This window comes from Deinococcus multiflagellatus, assembly GCF_020166415.1.
Lineage (GTDB): Bacteria > Deinococcota > Deinococci > Deinococcales > Deinococcaceae > Deinococcus > Deinococcus multiflagellatus.
In genome coordinates this window covers 98,958-118,310 of record NZ_JAIQXV010000004.1, presented here as the reverse complement: position 1 = coordinate 118,310, position 19,353 = coordinate 98,958, and the positions used below count along the sequence as shown (strand labels likewise).

The window sequence follows — 19,353 nt, the reverse complement described above, 5'->3', positions numbered from 1 at the left end:
AAAAAAGTCCCCTCGCGTCACGAGGGGAAGCGGGGGCCGCCGCCACAGAAGCGGGGCCGGTCACGCTCCCTCCGCCGGAATGACCCGGATCAGGTTCCTGGGGTAAGTCTCAGCCGCCCAGCTTCTGGGTCGGCACCCCCGGTGACGCACCCGCGAAGATAGCGCATGGGTGGTGGGCTCAGGCTTCGCCGTCCTCGGGGGGCGTGCGGGGATACCGGGAGACGGTCAGGCCCAGCCCCAGCTGCCCCGCCAGCCGGATCAGGATGGGCGGAAAACGGTCACCCTGATGCACAATTTCGTGGCCCCATTCATTCAGGGTGCCCACACGGTCCTCAATGCCAAAGTCCAGTTCCGCATAGGTGTGGTCCCACTCCGGGTCTGTGACGGTCAGCAGCTCATTCAGAGTGAGCAGGCTGGCGTGGTGCGTCTGCAGAAAGGCGATCACGTCTTCAATCTGTTGTTCGGGCTGGCAGAAGTCGGCCGGGCTGGCAGCGAGCAGAAAACCAGAATCACGCGCGATGCGATCAGGAAACCGCTGGGGTTCCCCCTCGCGCCAGACGTGATGTGGCGTAAGGTTTGTGCCGGCCAGAAACGCGGTCACATCAAAGTCCCCCCAGACGCGCAGAATGCAGCTCATGGCCCCAGGGTAGAGGGGAAAATCCTGCCAGACATGCCAACCTGAGCGCATGACGTTTCATCTGGTGTCCTGGCTGGTGCTGCAAGACGGACAGGGGCGCGTGCTGCTGGGGCGCCGCGCGGGGTCGTCCTATGCGAGTGGGCTGTGGGGCCTGCCCGGCGGGCGTGTGGAAACCGGCGAGAGCCTGGCCCAGGCCGCTGTGCGCGAAACCTGGGAAGAGGTGGGCCTGGGCGTGGACCCCGCCGCCCTGACCTGCCTGGGCGCCTGCCGCTACGACCTGGAGGGCACAGCGGGCCTGGACGTGTTCTTCCTGACCCGCGCGTGGCAGGGCGAGCCCCAGCCGCTGGAAAAAACCTCGGCGGTGGGCTGGTTTGCCCTGGAGGCCCTGCCGCCGGATGTGCTGCCCTGGCTGCCCGGCATTCTGGACGCGCATCTGCTGGGCGGCCAGCACCTGACTGAGCTGATTGACGGCTGGGACGGCCTGCGCACCCTCCTGTAGTCTTTTCCTACGACCCACAGCCCACTGCCTCCTACGGCACTGGCCAGCGGATGGTGCCCACCTGATCGGTGCGCCAGACCCTGGACCCCACCTGGGCCAGCCGCGCCAGCACGTCGGGGTGGGGGTGGCCGTAGGTGTTGCGGCCCACGCTGATCACCGTGTCGGCGGGGGTGGCCTGCGCCAGCAGCGCCTCGCCGCTGGAATGGCGGCTGCCGTGGTGCGCGGCTTTCAGCAGGTCCAGGTTGCCGGGCCCGGCCTGCGCCTCGCCCGGCTGGGCCAGATCGCCCAGAAACGCCGCGCGCCAGCCGCGCGACTCCAGCGTCAGGGCCACACTGTTCTCGTTGTCCTCCTCCTGCCAGTGGTTACCGGGGGGCCACAGCACCGTCAGGGTGGCACCGGAAGCCTGCACGCGGTCGCCGCGCCGCACCTCGCGCACGGGCACGCCCTGGGCCTGGGCTTCGGCCAGCACGGCGTCCAGCACCGGGTCGCCCCGCTTGCGGTGGCCCACCCACAGTTCCCCCACCGGCAGGGCGCGCAGCACGGCGGGCACGCCTTCGATGTGGTCGGTGTCGGCGTGGGTGGCCACCAGCACGTCCAGTTTCCGCACGCCCAGGGCGCGCAGGGCCGGCACCACGGTGCGCCCGCCCACGTCGTAGTTGCTGCCCACCGAACCGCCGGCGTCAATCAGCATCGTCAGGCCCGGCAGGCGAATCAGGGTGCTGTCGCCCTGGCCCACATCCAGAAACACCACTTCTCGCGCTGGGCGCAGCCAGCCGGGCAGGGCGGTCAGCAGCAGGCCAGCCAGCAGGGTGCCCAGGGCCGCGCGGGCCCGCACCCGGCCCAGCAGCCACAGCCACCCCGCGCCCAGCGCCGTGGCGTAGGCCACCACCCCCGCCGCCCCGATGGCCCCCCAGGTCAGCACGGGCGCGCGGCCAAAGGCTTCGGCCACCGCCAGCAGCGCCGAAGCCAGCAGGCCACAGGCCACATTCAGCGGCGCCGCCAGCGGGCCCAGCAGCCCGGCCACAAACCCCAGCGGCACCAGCGCGGCCATGATGACCCCGGCCACCAGATTGGCCGGCAGGCCCACCAGCGGCAGCTGCCCGAAGCTGCCCGCCACCACCGGCAGGGTGCCCAGTTCGGCCAGCACAGTGGCGCTGATCGCCAGCCGCAGCGCGTGGGGCCAGCGCGCCGGGAGCCGCTCGGCCACGCGCGGGGTCTGCGTGAGGGCCAGCACGGCCAGGAACGACAGCTGAAACCCCACGTCCAGCAGCCACAGCGGAAACAGCAGCAGGCAGGCCAGCGCCGCCAGGGCGATGAGGCCCAGGGGATCGGGCCGGCCGCGCCCCAGGGCCAGCGCCAGCAGCACCGCCGCGCCCATGATGACCGCCCGCGTGATGCTGGGCGAGGGCTGCACCAGCAGCAGCAGGTAGGGCAGCAGCAGCGCGGCTGGCAGGCCGTAACGCCACGCGGGCGCCGCGCCGGCCCGGATCAGCAGCCACACCAGCACCCCGGTGATCAGCGCCACGTTCTGCCCGGACAGCGCCATCAGGTGCGCCAGGCCCGCGCGGGCAAAGGCGTCGCGCACCGCGTACCCCGGCGCAAAGTCCTCCTGGCTGATGTCCGAGCGGTCGCCCAGTTCCACCGCCTGCATCAGCGCCGCCTGCCGCTCGCTCAGGCCCGCACTCAGCCCCTGCCGGAACCAGCCGCGCAGCCCGCCCTCGGGCTGGTGGGTCTTCACCCGGGCCCCCACCAGCACGGCGCCAGGGGTGGGCACGAACAGGCCGCCCTGAGACCGCAGCCACCCGGCCTGATCGAAGCCGCCGGGGGTGCGGCGGCCCTGCGGGGCCACCAGTCGGCCGGCCACCTCCAGCTGCCCAGGGCCCTGCGTGGGTTTGGGGCTCACGGCCAGCCGGGCACGCGGGTCGTGCAGGGTTAGAAACTGGCCGTCCCATTCGCCCTTCAGGGTCACCTGGGCGCCCAGCCACGGGGTAAGCGGCTCGGGGCGCGAGAGCACCGTGTGGGCCGACAGCCACCCAGCGCCGCCTCCCAGCAGGGCCACGACGAGCAGCGGCAGCCGGGCATCCAGCAGGGCCAGGGCCGCGCCCGCCAGGGGCACCGCTGCGCCCCAGGGCAGGCCCAGCGCCAGCAGAATGCCGCCAATCACGCCCAGCACAGCGGGCACTGACCACGGCAAGCGGCCTGCCCCTGCGGTGGCCCGTGCGCTGGCCGGCTGGTGGACTGCTGGGAGTGCGGCGCTGCTCAGAAGGTCACCAGCCCTTGGAGGGTCTTCAGCGCCGAGGGACCAATCCCCTTCACCCGGTCCAGATCCGCCAGCGTGCGGTAGGGCCGTCCGGCCACGATGCGCGCGGCCAGGGCGGGGCCTACCTTCGGCAGGGCTTCGAGCTGCTCGGTGGTGGCGGTGTTCAGGTTCAGGCGCCCCGAAATCAGGGGCTGCACGCTGGCGGTGGCTGGGTAGGTGGCCGGGGAGGTGGGGGCCTCACGGCTGGGCGCGGTGGCTGCTGGGGCGGGCAGCGCCACGCGCGTGACCTGCGGGGCCTGCGCGCGGGGCCAGATCACCGGACCCAGGCTCAGGGCCGCCGTCAGCAGCACGCCGCCGGCCAGCAGCGCGTTCCAGGGTGGGGAACTCGGCATGTCCCCCAGGCTAGAGGCTGCCCGGTGCGGGCGCTGCCGCACATGCGCGCCCCTTTTCGGCCCTTGCCAGAGCGTGCTACACTTCCAGAGTTTGCCTCCCCAGGGAGGCGCTTCTCGCGTGACGCGGGGCCGGCAAGAGCAGTGTGGCCCACTCCGCGAGCAGAAGGAGAAAGCACCATGAAGCGTACCTACCAGCCCAACGTCCGCAAGCGGGCCAAGACCCACGGCTTCCGCGCCCGCATGAAAACCAAGGCCGGCCGCAACATCCTGGCGCGCCGCCGCGCCAAGGGCCGCCACCAGCTCACCGTCTCTGACGAGTAAGCCCCCTTCACCGGGAGCGCCCGCCATTTCCCAGTCCACCCCCCCCAGCGCCACGCAGGCACGGCCCCGCCGTCCGGTGGCGCTGGATTCGCTTCGGGGTGACCGGGAATTTCGCAAGGTGCGCGCCCACGGCGCCGTGGTGCGCGACCCGCTGTTTACCCTGCGCGTGGCCGAGTACCGCCCCCGCCACGGGGAAGCGTGGCAGCCGCGCGCCATCGTGGGCATCGTGGTGTCCAAAAAGACCCTGAAGCGCGCCGTGGACCGCAACCGCGCCCGGCGCCGCGTGCGCGAGGCGCTGCGCACCCTGCCCGGCGGCCTGCCCGCCTGCCGCGCCATTCTGATGCCGAACCCGGCGGTGCTGCGCGCGCCGTTTGAGCAGTTGCAGGCCGCGCTGCACCGGGCGCTGAGCAAAGCGCCGGGGCGGCGGGCGCGCGGGGGGAACCCGGGTGCGCCGGCCCGCGTACCGGCAGACGTGCCTTCTGTGTCCCCCCAGGCCGACCCCCAGACGGGCGGTGAGCCCCGGTGAGCGGTCTGCGCGACCTGCTGGTCCGGGGCGTGCGCTTTTACCAGCGCCGCCTCTCGCCGCGCAAGCCGGCGCCCACCTGCCGCTTTAGCCCCACCTGCTCGGAATACGCCGCGCAGGCCCTGCAGCGCCACGGCTCGCTGCGCGGCGGCTGGCTGGCGGCGTGGCGCATCCTGCGCTGTAACCCCTTCGTGCCGGGCGGGTTTGACCCGGTGCCCGACCATTTCCCCAAGAGGCCCCCCCACACCCCATGAAGACCAGACATCTGCTGTCCCTTGCCGCCCTGGGCGGCGCGCTGCTGCTCACCGGCTGCGGCACCACCGGCCCCCTGCCCACTTTTGGCAAGGCCATCACCCCCGAGTGGATCACCGCCGACTTTGACGGCGTGCGCGGCAACGAGTACATCGCCACCAGCAACCTGCAGGACGTGGTGTTCAACGAACGCGGCGAGGTGATCGGCTGGTACGTCAAGAGCTATGCGGGCACGCCCTTTATCAAGCGGCGCGCCGACGGTTCTTACGATTTCAGCGCGCTGCAAAACCAGAAGGGCATCGTCAACATGGTGGGCACGCGCAAGGCCCTGGCCGTGCAGGGTGGGGGCCTGGACCCCGCCCAGCCGGCCCAGACCCAGCCGCCCACGGGCCTGACCACCGATGTCAAGGCCAACCGGCAGGACGCGGTGTTCCGTTACGTGCAGAACGGCGTGACCGTCACGAAAACCGTGACCCTGCACCCCCGCAACTTCAAGGTGGACGTGCGCACCGAGGTCACGGGCGGCCCCCAGCGGGTGAACCTGCTGTTCCCGGGCCTGGGCAAGGCCGATAACCCGCGCGTGCAGGCGCTGGCCCGGGGCGGCGCGCAGCCGGCCGCCGTGCAGGGCAGCGGGCAGCTGAAGGTGGACAACATTCAGTACGCCGCGCTGCAGGAAAACCCCAGTCAGGTGGCGCACGCGCTGATCATCCGCCCGCAGGGCGAGAGTGCCAGTGCCACCCCGGCCAGCGGCGACACCCCCACCGACGCGGTCAACGTGACCATGACGGGCGGCGCCCAGGGCCTGATCACCGCCAGCGTGCCGGCCAGCAGCAACCTGGAAGTGTACGGCGGGCGCAACGAACTGATTCACCTGTACCAGAGCGGCTACAGCGATCTGCCGGGCCTGTTCAAGCCCAACTTCTTCGGGCAGATCAGCCTGTACATCGTGAAGTTCATGGAGTGGCTGTACGGACTGATCGGCAACTGGGGGCTGGTGCTGGTGGTGCTGACCATCGTGCTGCGCGCCGCCATGTGGCCGCTGATGCAGGCGCAGGGCCGCTCCACGGCCAGGATGCAGGCCATGCAGCCGCGCATGCGCGAATTGCAGGCCAAGTACAAAGACCGCAAGGACGTGGACTCGCAGCGCGCCATGCAGGCCGAAATGGCGCAGCTGTACCGCGATTACAACTTCAACCCGGCCGGCTGCTTTTCCAGCTTCGTGCCCTTCCCAATCCTGATCGCCCTGTGGTCCACCATCCGCAACTTCGAGTTCGACAGCGGCTTCCTGTGGCTGCCGGACCTCGCCATTCCGGACCCCTTCTACCTGCTGGCGCTGGTGTACCTCATCGTGAACATCGGCCAGCTGTACGTGATGACACGCAAGAGCCCGGAGATGTTCCGCCAGCAGGCGTTTATCTACATCATCTTCCTGTATTTCGCGCTGACCTTCCCGGCGGGCGTGACCATCTACATCATCCTGTCCACCCTGATTGGCATCGTGCAGCAGGTGATTATCAACAAGCAGGTGGAAAAAGAGACCGCCAACCTGGGCGTGCAGAAGGTCGTGCCAGCGGCCCCAACCAGCAGCAAGGCGACCAAGCCCCAGAAAGCCGTGATCGCGGACAAGGGCAACAAGACCACCAAGGTCATTGACGCGCCCCGCAAAGACTGAAGAGCGTGAAGAGAAGCGCCCCACCGGCCAAACGGTGGGGCGCTTTGCTGTGGTGGTGCTCCGGCCTCTCGCCCAACGCTGAAGCCGCACGTTCTGCCCTGCATGTTTCCCGCGCTGGGCGCCCTTCCGATTCAACGCTGGCAGAGGCGCCGCTGCGCCTGCTCTGCGCGCCGCTCCAGTCGAACATAGGCCGTCACGGCGGCAGCCCGTTTCGGCAATTGCCTTACATCCCCAGAGCCTGCCGGGCCGCCCCGTAACCGGGTCGCAGGCGCAGGGCCTCCCGGAAGGCGGCCTGGGCCTGGGTCGTGCGCCCCAGCCCCATCAGGGCGCGGCCCCGCCAGTAGTGGGCTTCCTCGTGGGTGGGCACCGAGCGCAGCACGGCGGCCGTCAGGCGCAGCACCTCGTCGTACTGGCCGGTGCGCACGTACGCCTCAAAGGGGCCAAACGAGTACCACAGCGCGCGCCAGGGCGGGCTGCCCTGCACCCAGCCCGGCCGGGTGGGGTCCAGGGCCCGGTCCGGCCGGGCGGCCAGCGCCTGATCGAAGGCCCGCGCCGCGCCACTGGCGTCGCCCAGGTCCAGCTTGGCCTGCCCCAGATTCAGAAAAGCCACCGCGTCGCCCCGGCGGTCCGCCTCGGCCTGGGCCACGCGCAGGGTTTCCGTTTTGGCGGCCAGGGGGTCGGCGTGGGCGCCCAGCCCTTCACGCAGGGCCGCCGCTTTTTCGGGCGGCACGACCACCAGATAGGTGCGGCCAAACGAGCGCCACAGCTCGTCGAACTTGGCGTAGTTCATCTTCAACGGCCCCAGGTAGGAGTCCAGCGCGCTGAACTGCCCACGCGCGTCGTCGTAGCCGGTGAGCAGGCGGTAATGGCCCATGCCCCCCGAATCCGGCGTGACAAACCACGCTTCCACAATCACCGGCAACCCGGCCGCCAGTAGTCGGCGCAGCAGCGCGCGGTCCCCGCCCCGGGCCAGATGCACGGTCATGCCCTGCGCGCGGGCGTAGGCGGCCAGTTCGTCCGGCGACACGTTCACATCGGCCCTGCCCGGCTTCAGCACCGGCGCGATGTCGTACTGGGTGCGCGTGCTGCCCCAGCGGCTGAGCGCCATGCCCACCGTCACCGGGCCGCAGTTGTTCAGCCGCTGGTATTCATGCCGGATGCCAGGAATGCTGGCGCGTGCGGGCAGCGGTGGAGCAGCCGGGGGCGCGGGCCTGGGCACCGGGGCGGGCGCCGGCTCGGGCATGGGATCAGGCGCGGGGGGCTCGGAGGGTTGGGCCACCGGGGAAGGCGGCGCTGGGGCCGTGGGGAACGCCGACTGGGACCGGGGGTCCGGCAGAACCTTGTCGCCCTGCAGGCGGCCCACCCCGAACGCCGCTGCCCCCACCAGCAGGCCAGCCGTCAGCAGCAGGGCAGACAGACGCATCCTCTGCATCGTCCCCGCCCTTCATGATCCCGCCCTGAGCGTGAAAAGTGCCTTGGGTTGCGGTGCTGAACTGATGGAGGAAGGAGGACGCCGACAAGCCCAGAGGGCCAACAGTGCCTCCTTCTGGCGCAACACAAAGGGCGAGCCGACCCTGCGTCGCTCGCCCGAGCGGCTGTGGGCTGTTCAACCCACAACCCACGTCCCGCTCTCAGTACGCCATGACCTGCTTGATCGCCTTCGCCACACGCACCGGATTGGGGCGGTACACGTCCTCAATGGCGGTAAAGGGCGGGTACGGCGCGTCAAAGCCGGTCACGCGGACAATCGGCGCGCGCAGGTACTCAATGGCCTCCTCGGCAATGGTGGCGCTGATCTCGCTGTGAAAGCCGCCCGTGCGCGGGGCTTCGGTCACCACGACCACCCGGCCGGTTTTGGCCACGCTGGCCAGCACGGTCTCGGTGTCCATGGGGACCAGGGTGCGCAGGTCAATGACCTCCACGCCAATGCCGGCGGTGCGCGCGGCCTCGGCGGCCTTCTGGGCCACCTCCACCATGCCGCCGTAGCACACCACCGTCACGTCGTCGCCCTGGGTGACCACGCGCGCCTTGCCCAGCGGCACGCGGTAATCGCCCAGCGGCACCTCTTCTTTCACGCTGCGGTAGAGCTTGATCGCCTCGAAGAAGAACACCGGGTCCGGGTCATTAATCGCGGAGAGCAGCAGGCCCTTGGCATCGGCCGGGGTGCTGGGAATCACCACCTTCACGCCGGGGGTGTGGGCCAGAATCGCCTCGGGGCTGTCGGCGTGTTGCTCGGGGGTGTGCACGCCGCCGCCATAGGGCGCGCGAATGACCATCGGCAGGTGGTAGCGGCTGCGGGTGCGGTGCCGGTAGCGCCCCACATGCGACAGGATCTGGTCCAGCGCCGGGTACAGGAAGCCCGCAAACTGAATTTCCGCAATGGGCTTGAGGCCCGCCAGCCCCATGCCAATGCCCATGCCCACAATGGCGGCCTCGGCCAGTGGGGTGTCGAACACGCGCTCGGCGCCGTACTTGGCCTGCAGGCCGTCGGTGGCGCGGAACACCCCGCCCATCACGCCCACGTCCTCACCGAAGATATGCACCGCGCTGTCGGCGCCCAGCGCAAGGTCCAGGGCGTCGTTGATGGCCGCGACCATCGTCATGGTTTTCGTGTTGGTGGCGGTGGCGGTCACTGCTGTTCCTCCGCGAGGATCTGCTCGCGCTGCTTTTTCAGCTGCGGGGTGGGTTCGGCAAACACATGGTCCAGAATCTCGGCGGGTGTGGGGTCCGGGTAACTGTCGGCCTCCTGCAGCGCGGCCTCAAATTCGGCGGCGACCTCGGCCAGCAGCTCGGCTTCGCTGGCCTCGGTCATCAGGCCCTCGGCAAGCAGGTGGGTGCGCAGCCGCAGCACCGGGTCCTTGGCGTCCCAGCCTTCCAGTTCGGCCTCGCTGCGGTAGCGGCTGGGGTCGTCGGCCACCGTGTGCGGCTTGACGCGGTAGGTCACCGTTTCGATCAGGGTGGGGCCCTCGCCGTTGCGGGCGCGCGCCACGGCCTGGGCGGTGACATGGTAGGTGGCCAGGGCGTCGTTGCCGTCCACCCGCACGCCGGGAATGCCGTAGCCCTCGGCGCGGCGCGACAGGTCCGTGGCGCGGGTCTGGGTGCGCGTGGGCACCGAGATGGCCCAGCCGTTGTTCTGCAGAATGAACACGCACGGCGCGTTCAGGGCGCCGGCAAAGTTCAGCGCCTCGTGGAAATCGCCCTCGCTGCTGCCGCCGTCGCCGATAAAGGCCATCGCCACGTTGCGGGTGCCCTTGCGGCGCTCGGCCAGGGCGGCGCCCACCGCCTGCGGGTACTGGGTGGCAATGGGAATGTAAAAGGGGAGCACCTTCAGGTCGGCGGGCATGTGCCAGCCGTGCGGACTGGTGCGCCAGTAGGCCAGCGTGCGCGCAATGGGCAGGCCCAGGGTCAGGGCCGCGCCGGTGTCGCGGTAGGTGGGAAACAGCCAGTCGTCCTTGGTGAGGGCGGCGGCGGTGCCCACCTGGCTGGCTTCCATGCCGCCAAACGGCGGAAACACGCCCAGGCGGCCCTGGCGGTACAGCACCCAGCCGCGTTCATCAAAATGCCGGGCGCGGCGCATCTGGCGGTACAGCTCCAGGCGCACTTCGGGGGCGGGCAGCAGGTCGGGGCGGACCACACGGCCGTCTGGCGCCACGATCTGCACCATGTGGGTGTCGTGCTGCGCGGCGTCGTAGGCGGCTTGCGCGGCCTGGTAGCCGGGGGCGGTGTCGCTGGCTTCCGGCTGGGCGGGGGCAGATTTGGGTGAGGTCATGCAGGGCTCCTGGGGGGTGGGAATGAACCGGCAGCAGGTCAGCGGAAAGGGCAGCCTGAACGCGGCGGGCCCCGCGCACAGCCTGCCCGTGAAACGCCGTCAGGGCGCGCGGCGCTGGTTGAGCAGTCGGCGCGTGCCAGGAAGAGGGCAGGGCAGGCGGTCAGGCATAGGCTTGGGCTGCGGGCAGACGCCCCGCAAGATGGATGCCTCCCAGCGTAGCAGCCGGGAGGCACAGGAACCAAACGCTCGTTTGTTCTGGGGGGACGGGGGAGGGGAGGCCCACGCGCTGCCGCCCCTCCTCCTGGCCGCTCTCTTCAGCCTCTCTCTTCGAAGGGAAGAATCAAAACGGACGGCTGGAGGGTGACTTTTCAATCTTTTCCCACACCCCACATCCTACGGCCCACACCCCTCTTACGGCTGCCAGCCCCCCCCATTCACCGTGCCCGTGCCCGAGGCCGGTACCGTATACGTGCGGTTGCTGCCGCCCTCCCAGGTCACGCTGGCGCCGCTGTCGCCGGGCTTCTTGATGAACTTGAACTGCAGAGCCACGCTGGGCGGCAGGCTGACGGTGGTTTTCCAGGTGCAGGTGCTGCCGCTGCAGCCGCTGGGGGTCATCGCCAGGGCGCTGGAGGTGTTCCAGGCGCCCAGTTCGCCCCGGTCGCCCAGCAGATACACATCCTGGCCGAAGTAGGTGCTCGCCGTGACCTGGAAGGTGACCGGCACCGCCGTGCCCCCGCCCCCGCTCCCCGAGGCCCCGGCGCGGTAGATCGCCATTTTGCCCGCGCCCAGGGTGACCGGCAGACGGCCGCTGGTGACGGTGGCGCTGGCAGGCGCGCCTTCGGCCAGCAGGTCGTTGAACACGGTGCCGTTGTTCAGGGCGCTCTTGTCGGTGGCACTGATGCCCGCGTTGCCCTGAATGTCCAGATTCACGCTGGCGCTGCTGCCCGAGGTATTTAGGACCACGATGACACGGTTGGTGCCGCTCCCCCGGTAGAAGGCGTACACGTTCTGCCCGCCGTTGGGCCGCCACAGCTCGGCGTAGCTGCCCTTCCACAGGCCGGCATTGGCCTTGCGAATGCCGATCAGTTTCTTGGTCAGGTCGTAGGTGGTCTTGGGGGTGCCGCCGCCGGCCAGGAAATTGGCCTGGGCCACATTGCGCCCGCTGTCGGTCCAGCCCCAGCTCGGCATGTCGCGGCGATTGTCGGGGTCAGAGCCGCCGTACATGCCCAGTTCGTTGCCGTAGTACAGCTGGGGAATCCCGGGCAGGGTCATCAGCAGGCCCAGGGCGTTCTGATACCGCGCGCGAATCTCGCTTTCGGCCACGCCCACACCGGGCTCGTTCACAAAGCGCGGCACGTCGTGGTTGTCCAGCAGGTTCACCTGCAGCAGGGTGCGGTCCAGGCCCAGGGTGCCCAGGGTGTCCTGCACACTGGCGGCCACGCGGTCCAGGCTGCCGCCCTTGCCCACGCTGTCCACCATCGCCTGCCGCAGCGGGAAGTTGAAGGTGGAATCAAAGCCCGCGTCCAGGAAAGGCTTGAGCTGCGAAGCGCTTCCGGAGAGGAACGCCTCGCCCAGCAGGAAGGTGTTCGGGCGCGTGGCCAGCACGCCGGGCACCCACGAGTTCTGCCAGTAGCTGTTCGGCACATGCTTGACCGTGTCCATGCGAATGCCGTCCACCGCGTAGGTGGCCGCCCAGTTCTTGGAGAGGTTGGTGAGGTAGGTCGCCACCGTGCTGTCTTCCTGGCGGAAGTCCGGCAGGCCGGCGAGCGGGCACACGATCTCGTCGCCCGTGCAGTTGCTGTGGAACCAGCCGGGCTGCTGCGTGGTGATGCGCGCGCCGTAGCCAGCGTGGTTGACCACCATGTCCATGATGTACTTCTGCCCGCCCGCCTTCAGGTCATTGATCAGCCCGGTCAGCTCGGCGCCGGTGCCAAATTTGGGGTCCAGCGCGGTGTCGTCGGGGTTCGTGTAGTCCGGCCAGTAGCCGTGGTAGCCGCAGGAGTTGCCGTTCACCAGCCCCACCTGCTTATACACGGGCGTGGTCCACACGGCGCTGGCCCCCAGATCGCGGATGTAGGGCAATTTGGCGCGCAGGCCGGCAAGGTCGCCGCCGTGGAACTTGGTGGCGCTGGCACGGTCAAAGCAGTTGGCGGCGCCCAGGGTGTCATTGGAAGTATTTCCATTGAAGAAACGGTCCGGCATGACAAGGTAGATCACCTGCTGCCGCCACGCATCGATGTTGGTGCCGCTGATCGCCTGGGCCTGAACGTTCCCCGAGCTGGAAACGGTTCCAATCTGGGCAGGCGTGGGCCCCTGGGAACAGGCGGAAAGCAAAAGCGCGGAGGACAGAACCCCGCACAGACCGGCAGCAGAACGTTTCACAGTTGAAACCTCCAGCACGGCAACACCCCGCACGGCTGCGGAGTGGGTGCATGAATTGTGGTGCTCCGCGATCATAACGGGTGAAACCGATCAGGAATCAAGAGGAGAGGACCACCCGGGCGGGCAGTCCTCTCTAGACAGGCTGGTCAATATCGCTTGCTTATTCGCGCTCGATCTTGATCTCGACGCGGTTTCCCTTGCGCTTCACCGTCAGTTCAGCTTTGACACTGCCCTTGCGGAATTCGCTCTTGATCTCGCTGTTCTTGCTGCTGGTCTTGATCAGGGTGTAGCCCTCAGCCTTCAGCTTGGCGGCGTAGACGTCGTGCTGGCCCTTCAGATCGCGGGTGTCCACGGTGGTGCGCCATTCGCGCACGTTGCTCCAGGGGCTCGCCGGCACCGAGAGGGCCTGCGCGGTGCGGGGGGCCGGAGCGGGCGCGGCGGCCACCGGCTGGGCGGGGGCCGGGGTGGTGCGCAGCGGCGCCGCCACCGGGGCGCGGTTCACCACCGAATAAACAGCCGTATCGGTCACCCAGTTGCTGGCGGGCACGGGGTTCACCACGATGCTCAGCGCCTGCGCCAGCCCCTGCTGCCCGCTGACATTCACGGTGGCAAAGGAGTTCTGCTGGCTCTTGAAGGTGGCGATCTGGTCCAGGTTCAGCGGCGTGCGGCTGGCCAGGGCCAGCACCTTGTTCACGCCGTAGGGCGCGGCAATATCGAAGGTAAAGGGGTCGCCGGGCGCCGGGAACACCTTGACCGCGTTGGCCTTCAGAAAGTTGGCGCCGCCCTGAAACCGGTTGGGCAGAATCAGGTCCACCTGCCCCTGGGGGTCCACGTTGAACAGGTACACGTAGGCGTCCTGGTTGACCTGGGTGAACAGGCGGATCTTGTCGCCGGGGGCGTAGTTCGGGGTGCCGCTGCCCGAGGTGTCGCGGTCGGTCCAGACTTTCACGCTCAGCGTGGTGGGCGCCGGGTTCACGATGATGCTCTGCGCGCTGAGCTGCGGGGCGGCGGAGGCGGCACCTCCCAGCAGGGCCAGGGCCGAGGACAGGAACAGGGTGGCTTTCATGCCCCCCACCCTGCGCCCCCCACTTGACGGGGGCCTGACCGGGTCCTGATGCGTCCCCTGACCCTGGGCTTATCCCGTTCTCATGGGTGGGCTGGGGCAGCGGGCCCCGTGGGGGCAGGCGGGGGACGGGTGACCGCTGGTACACTGCCCGGCGTGCGCTCCGCTTTTCCCCTGGCCGCCCGCCCAGCGCTGCTGGCGGCCCTGCTGCTGGGGGCGCTGTTGCTGGGGACACTGGGCTCCCCGGCGGGCCACGCGGCCCCTGGGCCTGCGCCCTTCCCCTACGTGCGCGGCGCGCTGCCCATGCCCAAGCCCCGGCCCGGCGAGGCCACCGTTCTGACCCTGGAGACAGCGCGCGGGCCGCTGCCCCTGACCCTCAGCCAGTTGCGCGCCCTGTCGGTGGTCCGCTACGCCACCGAACAGCCGCAACTGGGCCGGACCTTCACCTACGAGGGCGCGGCGCTGCGTGATCTGGCCGCCTGGGGCGGCTTCGGCGGGCGAGACCTGCGGGTGATGGCCACCAACGGCTTTGCGGCGACCATCCGCGCCGCCGATTACCTGAACCATCCCATCATGCTGGCCTACCGCGCCGACGGCCGGCCCATCTCGCCCTTGCACAAAGGCCCGCTGACCGTGGTGCTGCCCCCCCAGCCCGCCCGGTTTTCCACAGGGTCGTACTCGGCCGCGTGGGTGTGGTTTGCCGAGCGGCTGGCCCCCGCGCCATGACCGCGGGGCCAGACCACAGCGAGCGGCTGCAGGCCCGGCGCCAGCGCCTGTGGCGTGAACTGCTGCTGGGGCTGCTGCCCGCCCTCTTGACGGTGGTGCTGCTCATTCTGGTCACGCGCCCGGCCTATGACGCCCTGACCCGGGGCGGCACCGGCTGGACACCACACGTCTATCAGGGGCTGGTGCAGGACGTGCTGCAGTACCGGGTGGCGCGCCTGGACCCGGCGGTCAGCCCGGCGCGCCGCCGCCTGCTGCGCGAGATCGCGCTGTCCAGTGCGGGCAATCCCCGGCAGTTCGTGCTTCTGCGCGAGGTCGAGGCCCTGGGTCCGGCCCGGCTGGACCGGGTGGCCCGCGCCCTGGCCCAGGACACCGACGCCGGCGCGGCCCAGGCCGTGACCGAAAGCCTGGCCCTGGGCAGCGCCGCTGCCGAGTACAGCCGGACCCTGGGCGAGCGCTATGTGCGGGCCCTGACCAGCCTGCGCTGGGCGCTGGTGCTGGCGGCGCTGTTTTCCGGGGTGGTGAGTATGCTGCTCACCACCCGCGCCCTGCTGCTGTGGCGGGCCGAGCGCCGCGCCGCCGAGGCCCGCGAACGCCGGCTGCAGGAAGCCCTGAGCCTCGCCAGCCACGAACTGCGCCGGCCCCTGCAGGCCCTGATGCTGGCCAGCGACCTGCTGCGCGGCGCCCAGGCCCCCGAACAGCGCCAGCGCCTGCTGGGCATGATTGAAGACAGCGCCGCCCAGCTGGCCAGCCGCGCCGACCTGACCCGCCTGAACGACCTGTACCTGGACGTGGTGCTGCGCCCCGAGCCGGTGGACCTGCGCGAACTGGCCGCCCCGTTCGCCTCGGCGCGGGTGCAGGTCCGTGCCCCCGCAGAGCCCGTGGTCTGGGCCGTGGACCCGGCGCGCACCCGCCAGATGCTGGAAAATCTGGTGGAAAACGCCCTGAAGTACACCGGTGGGCCCGTCGAGATCACCCTGGAGCCGCCCGGTTCCCCGGGCACCCAGGGGCCCCGCCTTCAGGTGCGCGACCACGGCCCTGGCATGAATGCCGAGCAGCGCGCCCGCGTGTTTGTGCCCTACGAGCGGGGGCCCCAGGGCCTGAAACCCGGGCAGGGCCTGGGACTGGCCCTGGTGCGGCGCTACGCCCGCGCGCACGGCGGCGACATCCACATCACCCACGCGCCGGACGGCGGCCTGATCATGACCCTGAGCTTCGGCACGCCCAGCGCCGGGCCCATTGCCCCGCCCCGGCGCCGCGCCACCTGACCGCCGACTGATAATCCCAAGTCGCTTACAGCGCGCGCCCCAGCCACGATCTACTCTTCTGGGGTGAGCCGAGCCACGCGAATTCCTCATCTGGTCTTGACCGTTGGCCTGCTGAGCCTGGGCGCCGCCGTGTGGCCTGGGGGGGCCCAGGCGTCGCCGGAGTTCCGTATTGGCTACCGGGTCAGCCCGGAGCGCCAGGCGCCGCTGCGGGTGTCGTTTGAAGCCAGTGCCCCGGCCGGGTACGTGGTGCAGTGGGTCTTTGGGGATGGCAATCAGGCCAGCGGCCTAAGCGCCGAGAACGTGTACTACCGCCCCGGCACCTACACGCTGCAGGCGCAGCTGCTGGACCCCCAGGGCCGCGTGGTCAGCCGCGCCGAGGCCCAGTTGCCGGTGAACAGTGCTGGCGCCGAGCGCCCCGCGCTGACCGTGCTGCAGCCCACCCCCGGCGAGGTGCGCCTGAGCGCCGAGGGCAGCGTGCTGTACACGCCCGCCCGCCCCACCCTGCTGCTGGCCGGGCGCGAGGTGGGCACCGGGGCCAGCCGGGTGCCAAACGGCACCCACGCGGCGGTGGTGCGCGCCACCACCAGCGACGGCCGCACCGTGGAAAAGCGCCTGACCATTACAGTGGCCCCCTGGACCGGCAGCGCCGCGTTTGACGCTGAGGTGCTGCGCCTGACCAATCAGGCCCGTGCCCAGGGCTACAACTGCGCCACCAACCGCACGGGCGCCGCCGCCCTGCCCCCCCTGCGGCTGGATCCCACCCTGACGGTGGCCGCCCAGGCCCAGTCGGCGGGGATGGCGCTGTACGGCTACTTTGACCACACCAGCGGCTTTGACGGCAGCACGCCCATGCGCCGGGTGCAGGCGGCGGGCATGAATCCCCTTTCGGTCGCCGAGAACATCGCCGCCGGGCAGCAGACCCCGGCCGAGGTGGTGCAGGGCTGGCTGAAAAGCCCCGGGCACTGCCGCAACATCATGGGCGACTTCACCCGCATTGGCCTGAGCTATGTCAACCGCCCCGGCACCACGTATGGCCGCTACTGGACCCAGGTGTTCGCCCGCCTGTAAGGGGATGAGGGCCGGGGCTGGTCCGCTGAACCCATTTCACCGTTCTGGGCCTTCCGGCGGCGCTGCCAGCTTTACAGCCCCGGTCAGAAGGGGGGCGTCTTGTTTGTGGACCCTCAGCGACGCGGGGACTTGCAGAGGAGAATCGGAAGGGTCTTTGCCGACCTCACCCCCCCAATGGATGACGCTCTGTCTTCCCCAGCCCCCCAAGCCGTGAGCGGGCCCCCAGGGGCTGCCTCATGGCTCATGGCCCAGCGCCCCCACCCCCCTCAATGCACGTCGGCCACGCCCGAAAGCAGCCCGGCCAGTTGCTCCTTGGCGCGGAACACGCGGCTTTTGGCGGTGCCCACCGCCACGCCCTGAATCTGGGCAATCTCGTCGTAGCTCAGGTCTTCCACAAAGCGCAGCACCACGGCCTCGCGGTATTCGGCGGGCAGGCGCAGCAGGGCGCGCTGCACCCGGTCCTGGGCGTCGGCACTTTCGGCGGCCTGCACGGGCGAGCGTTTCTCGCTGGTGACCTCAAAGCCCACGTCTTCGCGGGCCTGTTCCAGCGAGAAGCGCTGCAACTGCTTGCGGCGGTGCGACTCAATCTGGGTGTTGCGCGCCACCTGATACAGCCACGGCAGCACCCGCTCGCCCACCCGGAAGGTCCGAATCGAGCGCCACGCGCGGTAAAAGACCTCCTGGGTCAGGTCCAGGGCGTCTTCGCTGTTGCCCTCGAGGCGGTACAGGTAGCCGTACATGCGCCCCTCGTACTCCTGCACAAAATCGAACCACGCCGCTTCCTCGCCCGCGCACAGCCGCGCGTACAGGTCAGGGGAGATCAGGTCGGGTGGAAATGACTCGGCGGGGTCCACAGTGGCTACACCATAGCGTGCCCTGGCCTCTGGCCCCAGTGGCCTTGCAGCGCGGGCGGCGCTCGCCGTGGCAGCAGGGCGCGAACTGCTCTAGCATGCGCGCACGTTGAGCCCTGTTCGTCCCGAAGTTCTGTCTGCCGCCCCGCCCGCCGCCTCCCTGGCCGACGCCCTGCGGCCCCTGCTGCCCGACCTGAGCGTGGGCGCTCTGCTGGGCTTTGCCACCGGCGTGGCCCTGCGCCACATTGGCCGCGTGGCCCTGATCGTGCTGGGCACGCTGTTTGTGGTGCTGCAACTGCTGGCCTACCTCGACCTGATCAGCGTGAACTGGCTGCGCCTTCAGGCCCTCACCGAACCGTGGCTCAGGCAGGGCCAGGAACAGGGCGGCGCGTGGCTGATGCGCGTACTGACCGCCAACCTGCCGTTTGCCGGCGCCTTCACGGCAGGGCTGCTGCTGGGCCTCCGCGCCAGGGTGTAGAGGGGAGAAGGTTGATGGTTGATGGAGAACGGCTTTTTCCATCAACCATCACCTGTCCACCATCACCCCTTACGCGCTGCTGCGCACCACCAGGCGGGGCTCAAAACGGCGCGCCCGGGCGGGGCCCTTGTAGCCGTTCAGGCGGGTCAGGAGGAGCTGGGCGGCTTCGTAGCCCATGCTTTCTACCGGCTGGTGCAGGGTGGTCAGGCCGCGCGCCTCGGCCCAGGGCTGGTCGTCAAAGCCGATCACGCGGACGTCCTCGCCGGCCTTCAGGCCGCGCAGGCGCAGTTCGTCCAGTAGGGCCCCGGCCAACATGTCCGCCGAGGCGAAGATGGTGCAGGGCAGCCCCCCCGCCTGGGCCTGGTCCAGCAGCGCGGAAGCCGTGTTGCGCGCCGCCAGCGAATCGAAGCTGGAGGTGTATTCGGCCGTCACGGTCTGCCCGGCGGCCTGCAGCGCCCCCAGAAAGCCGTTGCGGCGGTCTTCAAAGACGCGGGTGGTGAACAGCTGGTCCAGTTCGGTTTCCACCCACACCGCGTACAGGTCGCCGGGCAGGGTCACGGCGTATTCCCCGGCCATGCGCCCGCCCGCCACGTTGTCCATAAACGAGGAATCCACATGCTCGGCGTAGGCGTCCACCAGCACGGTGGGCTGCTGGGTGCGCAGGCGGCGCTCGTGGAACATCTGCGTGAGGTTGTAGGTGGCCATCACCAGCCCGTCGGCCTGGTAGGCCAGGGTGTGCGAGCCCAGGTAGCGCTCCAGGCGCGAGCGGTCCAGCAGAGGGAAAATCGCCACGTCGTAGCGGGCCTCCTGAAAGGCGGTTTCCAGGCCGTCCAGCAGCCGCACGTAGAACTCGGTGGTCAGCACCGGCAGCAGCACGCTGATGGTGTAGCTTTTGCCGCCCGCAATGCGCCGGGCATGCGGGTTGGGGGTATATTCCAGATCGGCAATGGCCTTGAGCACGAGTTCGCGGGTGGCGCCCTTGACCGCCACATGGTTGTTCAGCACCCGTGACACGGTGCCGACCCCGACCCCGGCCTGCCGGGCCACATCCTGAATGGTGGGTTTGCGCATGATTTGTTGCCCAGCATACCCTCTTTTTGGAAAGGGTTCCACAGGCCCGGTGTTCCCGTTCCCCTGAGGCGCACAGGCGCCCCGGGGACAAAGCGGCCCGGCGGCCCACCCTAAACTGACCCGC

At 69.9% G+C, this 19,353-nt stretch carries 19 protein-coding genes and 1 riboswitch; of the genes, 9 read left to right on the top strand and 10 right to left on the bottom strand.

Features of this window, described 5'->3' with window-relative positions; genetic code table 11:
* Positions 1–48: 48 nt before the first annotated feature.
* A riboswitch (TPP riboswitch) is annotated at positions 49–150 on the bottom strand.
* A gap of 28 nt (positions 151–178) precedes the next feature.
* Complete coding sequence (locus K7W41_RS07605) at positions 179–637, bottom strand: hypothetical protein (protein WP_224606479.1); 459 nt, start codon at positions 635–637, stop codon at positions 179–181.
* A gap of 49 nt (positions 638–686) precedes the next feature.
* Here K7W41_RS07605 and K7W41_RS07600 point away from each other — a divergent pair, with 49 nt between their 5' ends.
* Positions 687–1,136, top strand: coding sequence for an NUDIX domain-containing protein (locus K7W41_RS07600; protein WP_224606476.1), 450 nt, complete (start codon positions 687–689; stop codon positions 1,134–1,136).
* Between the two features lie 31 nt (positions 1,137–1,167).
* Here K7W41_RS07600 and K7W41_RS07595 read toward each other — a convergent pair whose 3' ends face one another.
* Positions 1,168–3,330, bottom strand: coding sequence for a DNA internalization-related competence protein ComEC/Rec2 (locus K7W41_RS07595; protein WP_224606473.1), 2,163 nt, complete (start codon positions 3,328–3,330; stop codon positions 1,168–1,170).
* A gap of 65 nt (positions 3,331–3,395) precedes the next feature.
* Positions 3,396–3,788 carry a ComEA family DNA-binding protein gene (locus K7W41_RS07590; protein ID WP_224606471.1) on the bottom strand — a complete coding sequence of 131 codons (393 nt, stop codon included), beginning with the start codon at positions 3,786–3,788 and terminating at the stop codon, positions 3,396–3,398.
* Positions 3,789–3,965: 177 nt separating this feature from the next.
* Here K7W41_RS07590 and rpmH point away from each other — a divergent pair, with 177 nt between their 5' ends.
* The 4 genes from rpmH to yidC all read left to right on the top strand — a co-directional run bounded on the left by rpmH (position 3,966) and on the right by yidC (position 6,556).
* Positions 3,966–4,109, top strand: coding sequence for a 50S ribosomal protein L34 (gene rpmH / locus K7W41_RS07585; protein WP_019585335.1), 144 nt, complete (start codon positions 3,966–3,968; stop codon positions 4,107–4,109).
* 76 nt (positions 4,110–4,185) lie between these two features.
* Positions 4,186–4,635: a ribonuclease P protein component gene (rnpA, locus tag K7W41_RS07580; protein ID WP_224606469.1), complete on the top strand. Its 450-nt coding sequence runs from the start codon at positions 4,186–4,188 to the stop codon at positions 4,633–4,635.
* Entirely contained in the window at positions 4,632–4,886 is a 255-nt protein-coding gene (gene yidD / locus K7W41_RS07575) for a membrane protein insertion efficiency factor YidD (RefSeq protein ID WP_318010901.1), read from the top strand. The genes rnpA and yidD overlap by 4 nt, the downstream gene beginning before the upstream one ends.
* Positions 4,883–6,556 carry a membrane protein insertase YidC gene (gene yidC / locus K7W41_RS07570; RefSeq protein ID WP_224606466.1) on the top strand — a complete coding sequence of 558 codons (1,674 nt, stop codon included), beginning with the start codon at positions 4,883–4,885 and terminating at the stop codon, positions 6,554–6,556. Before yidD ends, yidC begins: the two co-directional genes overlap by 4 nt.
* Positions 6,557–6,779: 223 nt before the next feature.
* Here yidC and K7W41_RS07565 read toward each other — a convergent pair whose 3' ends face one another.
* From K7W41_RS07565 to K7W41_RS07545, 5 genes are all read right to left on the bottom strand, one after another.
* Positions 6,780–7,979, bottom strand: coding sequence for a tetratricopeptide repeat protein (locus tag K7W41_RS07565; protein WP_224606463.1), 1,200 nt, complete (start codon positions 7,977–7,979; stop codon positions 6,780–6,782).
* 208 nt (positions 7,980–8,187) lie between these two features.
* Entirely contained in the window at positions 8,188–9,189 is a 1,002-nt protein-coding gene (locus tag K7W41_RS07560; protein ID WP_318010900.1) for an alpha-ketoacid dehydrogenase subunit beta, read from the bottom strand.
* A complete protein-coding gene (gene pdhA, locus K7W41_RS07555; protein WP_224606460.1) occupies positions 9,186–10,325 on the bottom strand; it encodes a pyruvate dehydrogenase (acetyl-transferring) E1 component subunit alpha in 1,140 nt (379 codons plus the stop codon). Before pdhA ends, K7W41_RS07560 begins: the two co-directional genes overlap by 4 nt.
* Before the next feature lie 411 nt (positions 10,326–10,736).
* Positions 10,737–12,542, bottom strand: coding sequence for an alpha-amylase family glycosyl hydrolase (locus K7W41_RS07550; RefSeq protein ID WP_224606457.1), 1,806 nt, complete (start codon positions 12,540–12,542; stop codon positions 10,737–10,739).
* 325 nt (positions 12,543–12,867) lie between these two features.
* Complete coding sequence (locus K7W41_RS07545; RefSeq protein ID WP_224606454.1) at positions 12,868–13,773, bottom strand: DUF4384 domain-containing protein; 906 nt, start codon at positions 13,771–13,773, stop codon at positions 12,868–12,870.
* A gap of 153 nt (positions 13,774–13,926) precedes the next feature.
* Between K7W41_RS07545 and K7W41_RS07540 the strand changes: the two genes are divergently transcribed.
* The 3 genes from K7W41_RS07540 (at position 13,927) to K7W41_RS07530 (ending at position 16,829) form a co-directional block, all read left to right on the top strand.
* Positions 13,927–14,496, top strand: a complete 570-nt coding sequence (locus tag K7W41_RS07540; protein WP_224606451.1) for a hypothetical protein — start codon at positions 13,927–13,929, stop codon at positions 14,494–14,496.
* Positions 14,493–15,761, top strand: coding sequence for a sensor histidine kinase (locus tag K7W41_RS07535; RefSeq protein ID WP_224606448.1), 1,269 nt, complete (start codon positions 14,493–14,495; stop codon positions 15,759–15,761). The genes K7W41_RS07540 and K7W41_RS07535 overlap by 4 nt, the downstream gene beginning before the upstream one ends.
* Positions 15,762–15,824: 63 nt before the next feature.
* Entirely contained in the window at positions 15,825–16,829 is a 1,005-nt protein-coding gene (locus K7W41_RS07530; RefSeq protein WP_224606446.1) for a CAP domain-containing protein, read from the top strand.
* Positions 16,830–17,095: 266 nt separating this feature from the next.
* On the opposite strand, the gene K7W41_RS07525 is transcribed toward K7W41_RS07530, so the two are convergent.
* Entirely contained in the window at positions 17,096–17,683 is a 588-nt protein-coding gene (locus K7W41_RS07525) for an RNA polymerase sigma factor (RefSeq protein WP_224606444.1), read from the bottom strand.
* Positions 17,684–17,789: 106 nt separating this feature from the next.
* On the opposite strand from K7W41_RS07525, the gene K7W41_RS07520 reads away from it, so the two are divergent.
* Positions 17,790–18,158: an FUN14 domain-containing protein gene (locus K7W41_RS07520; protein WP_224606442.1), complete on the top strand. Its 369-nt coding sequence runs from the start codon at positions 17,790–17,792 to the stop codon at positions 18,156–18,158.
* Between the two features lie 69 nt (positions 18,159–18,227).
* Here K7W41_RS07520 and K7W41_RS07515 read toward each other — a convergent pair whose 3' ends face one another.
* Positions 18,228–19,229, bottom strand: a complete 1,002-nt coding sequence (locus K7W41_RS07515; protein WP_224606440.1) for a LacI family DNA-binding transcriptional regulator — start codon at positions 19,227–19,229, stop codon at positions 18,228–18,230.
* Between the last annotated feature and the right edge of the window lie 124 nt (positions 19,230–19,353).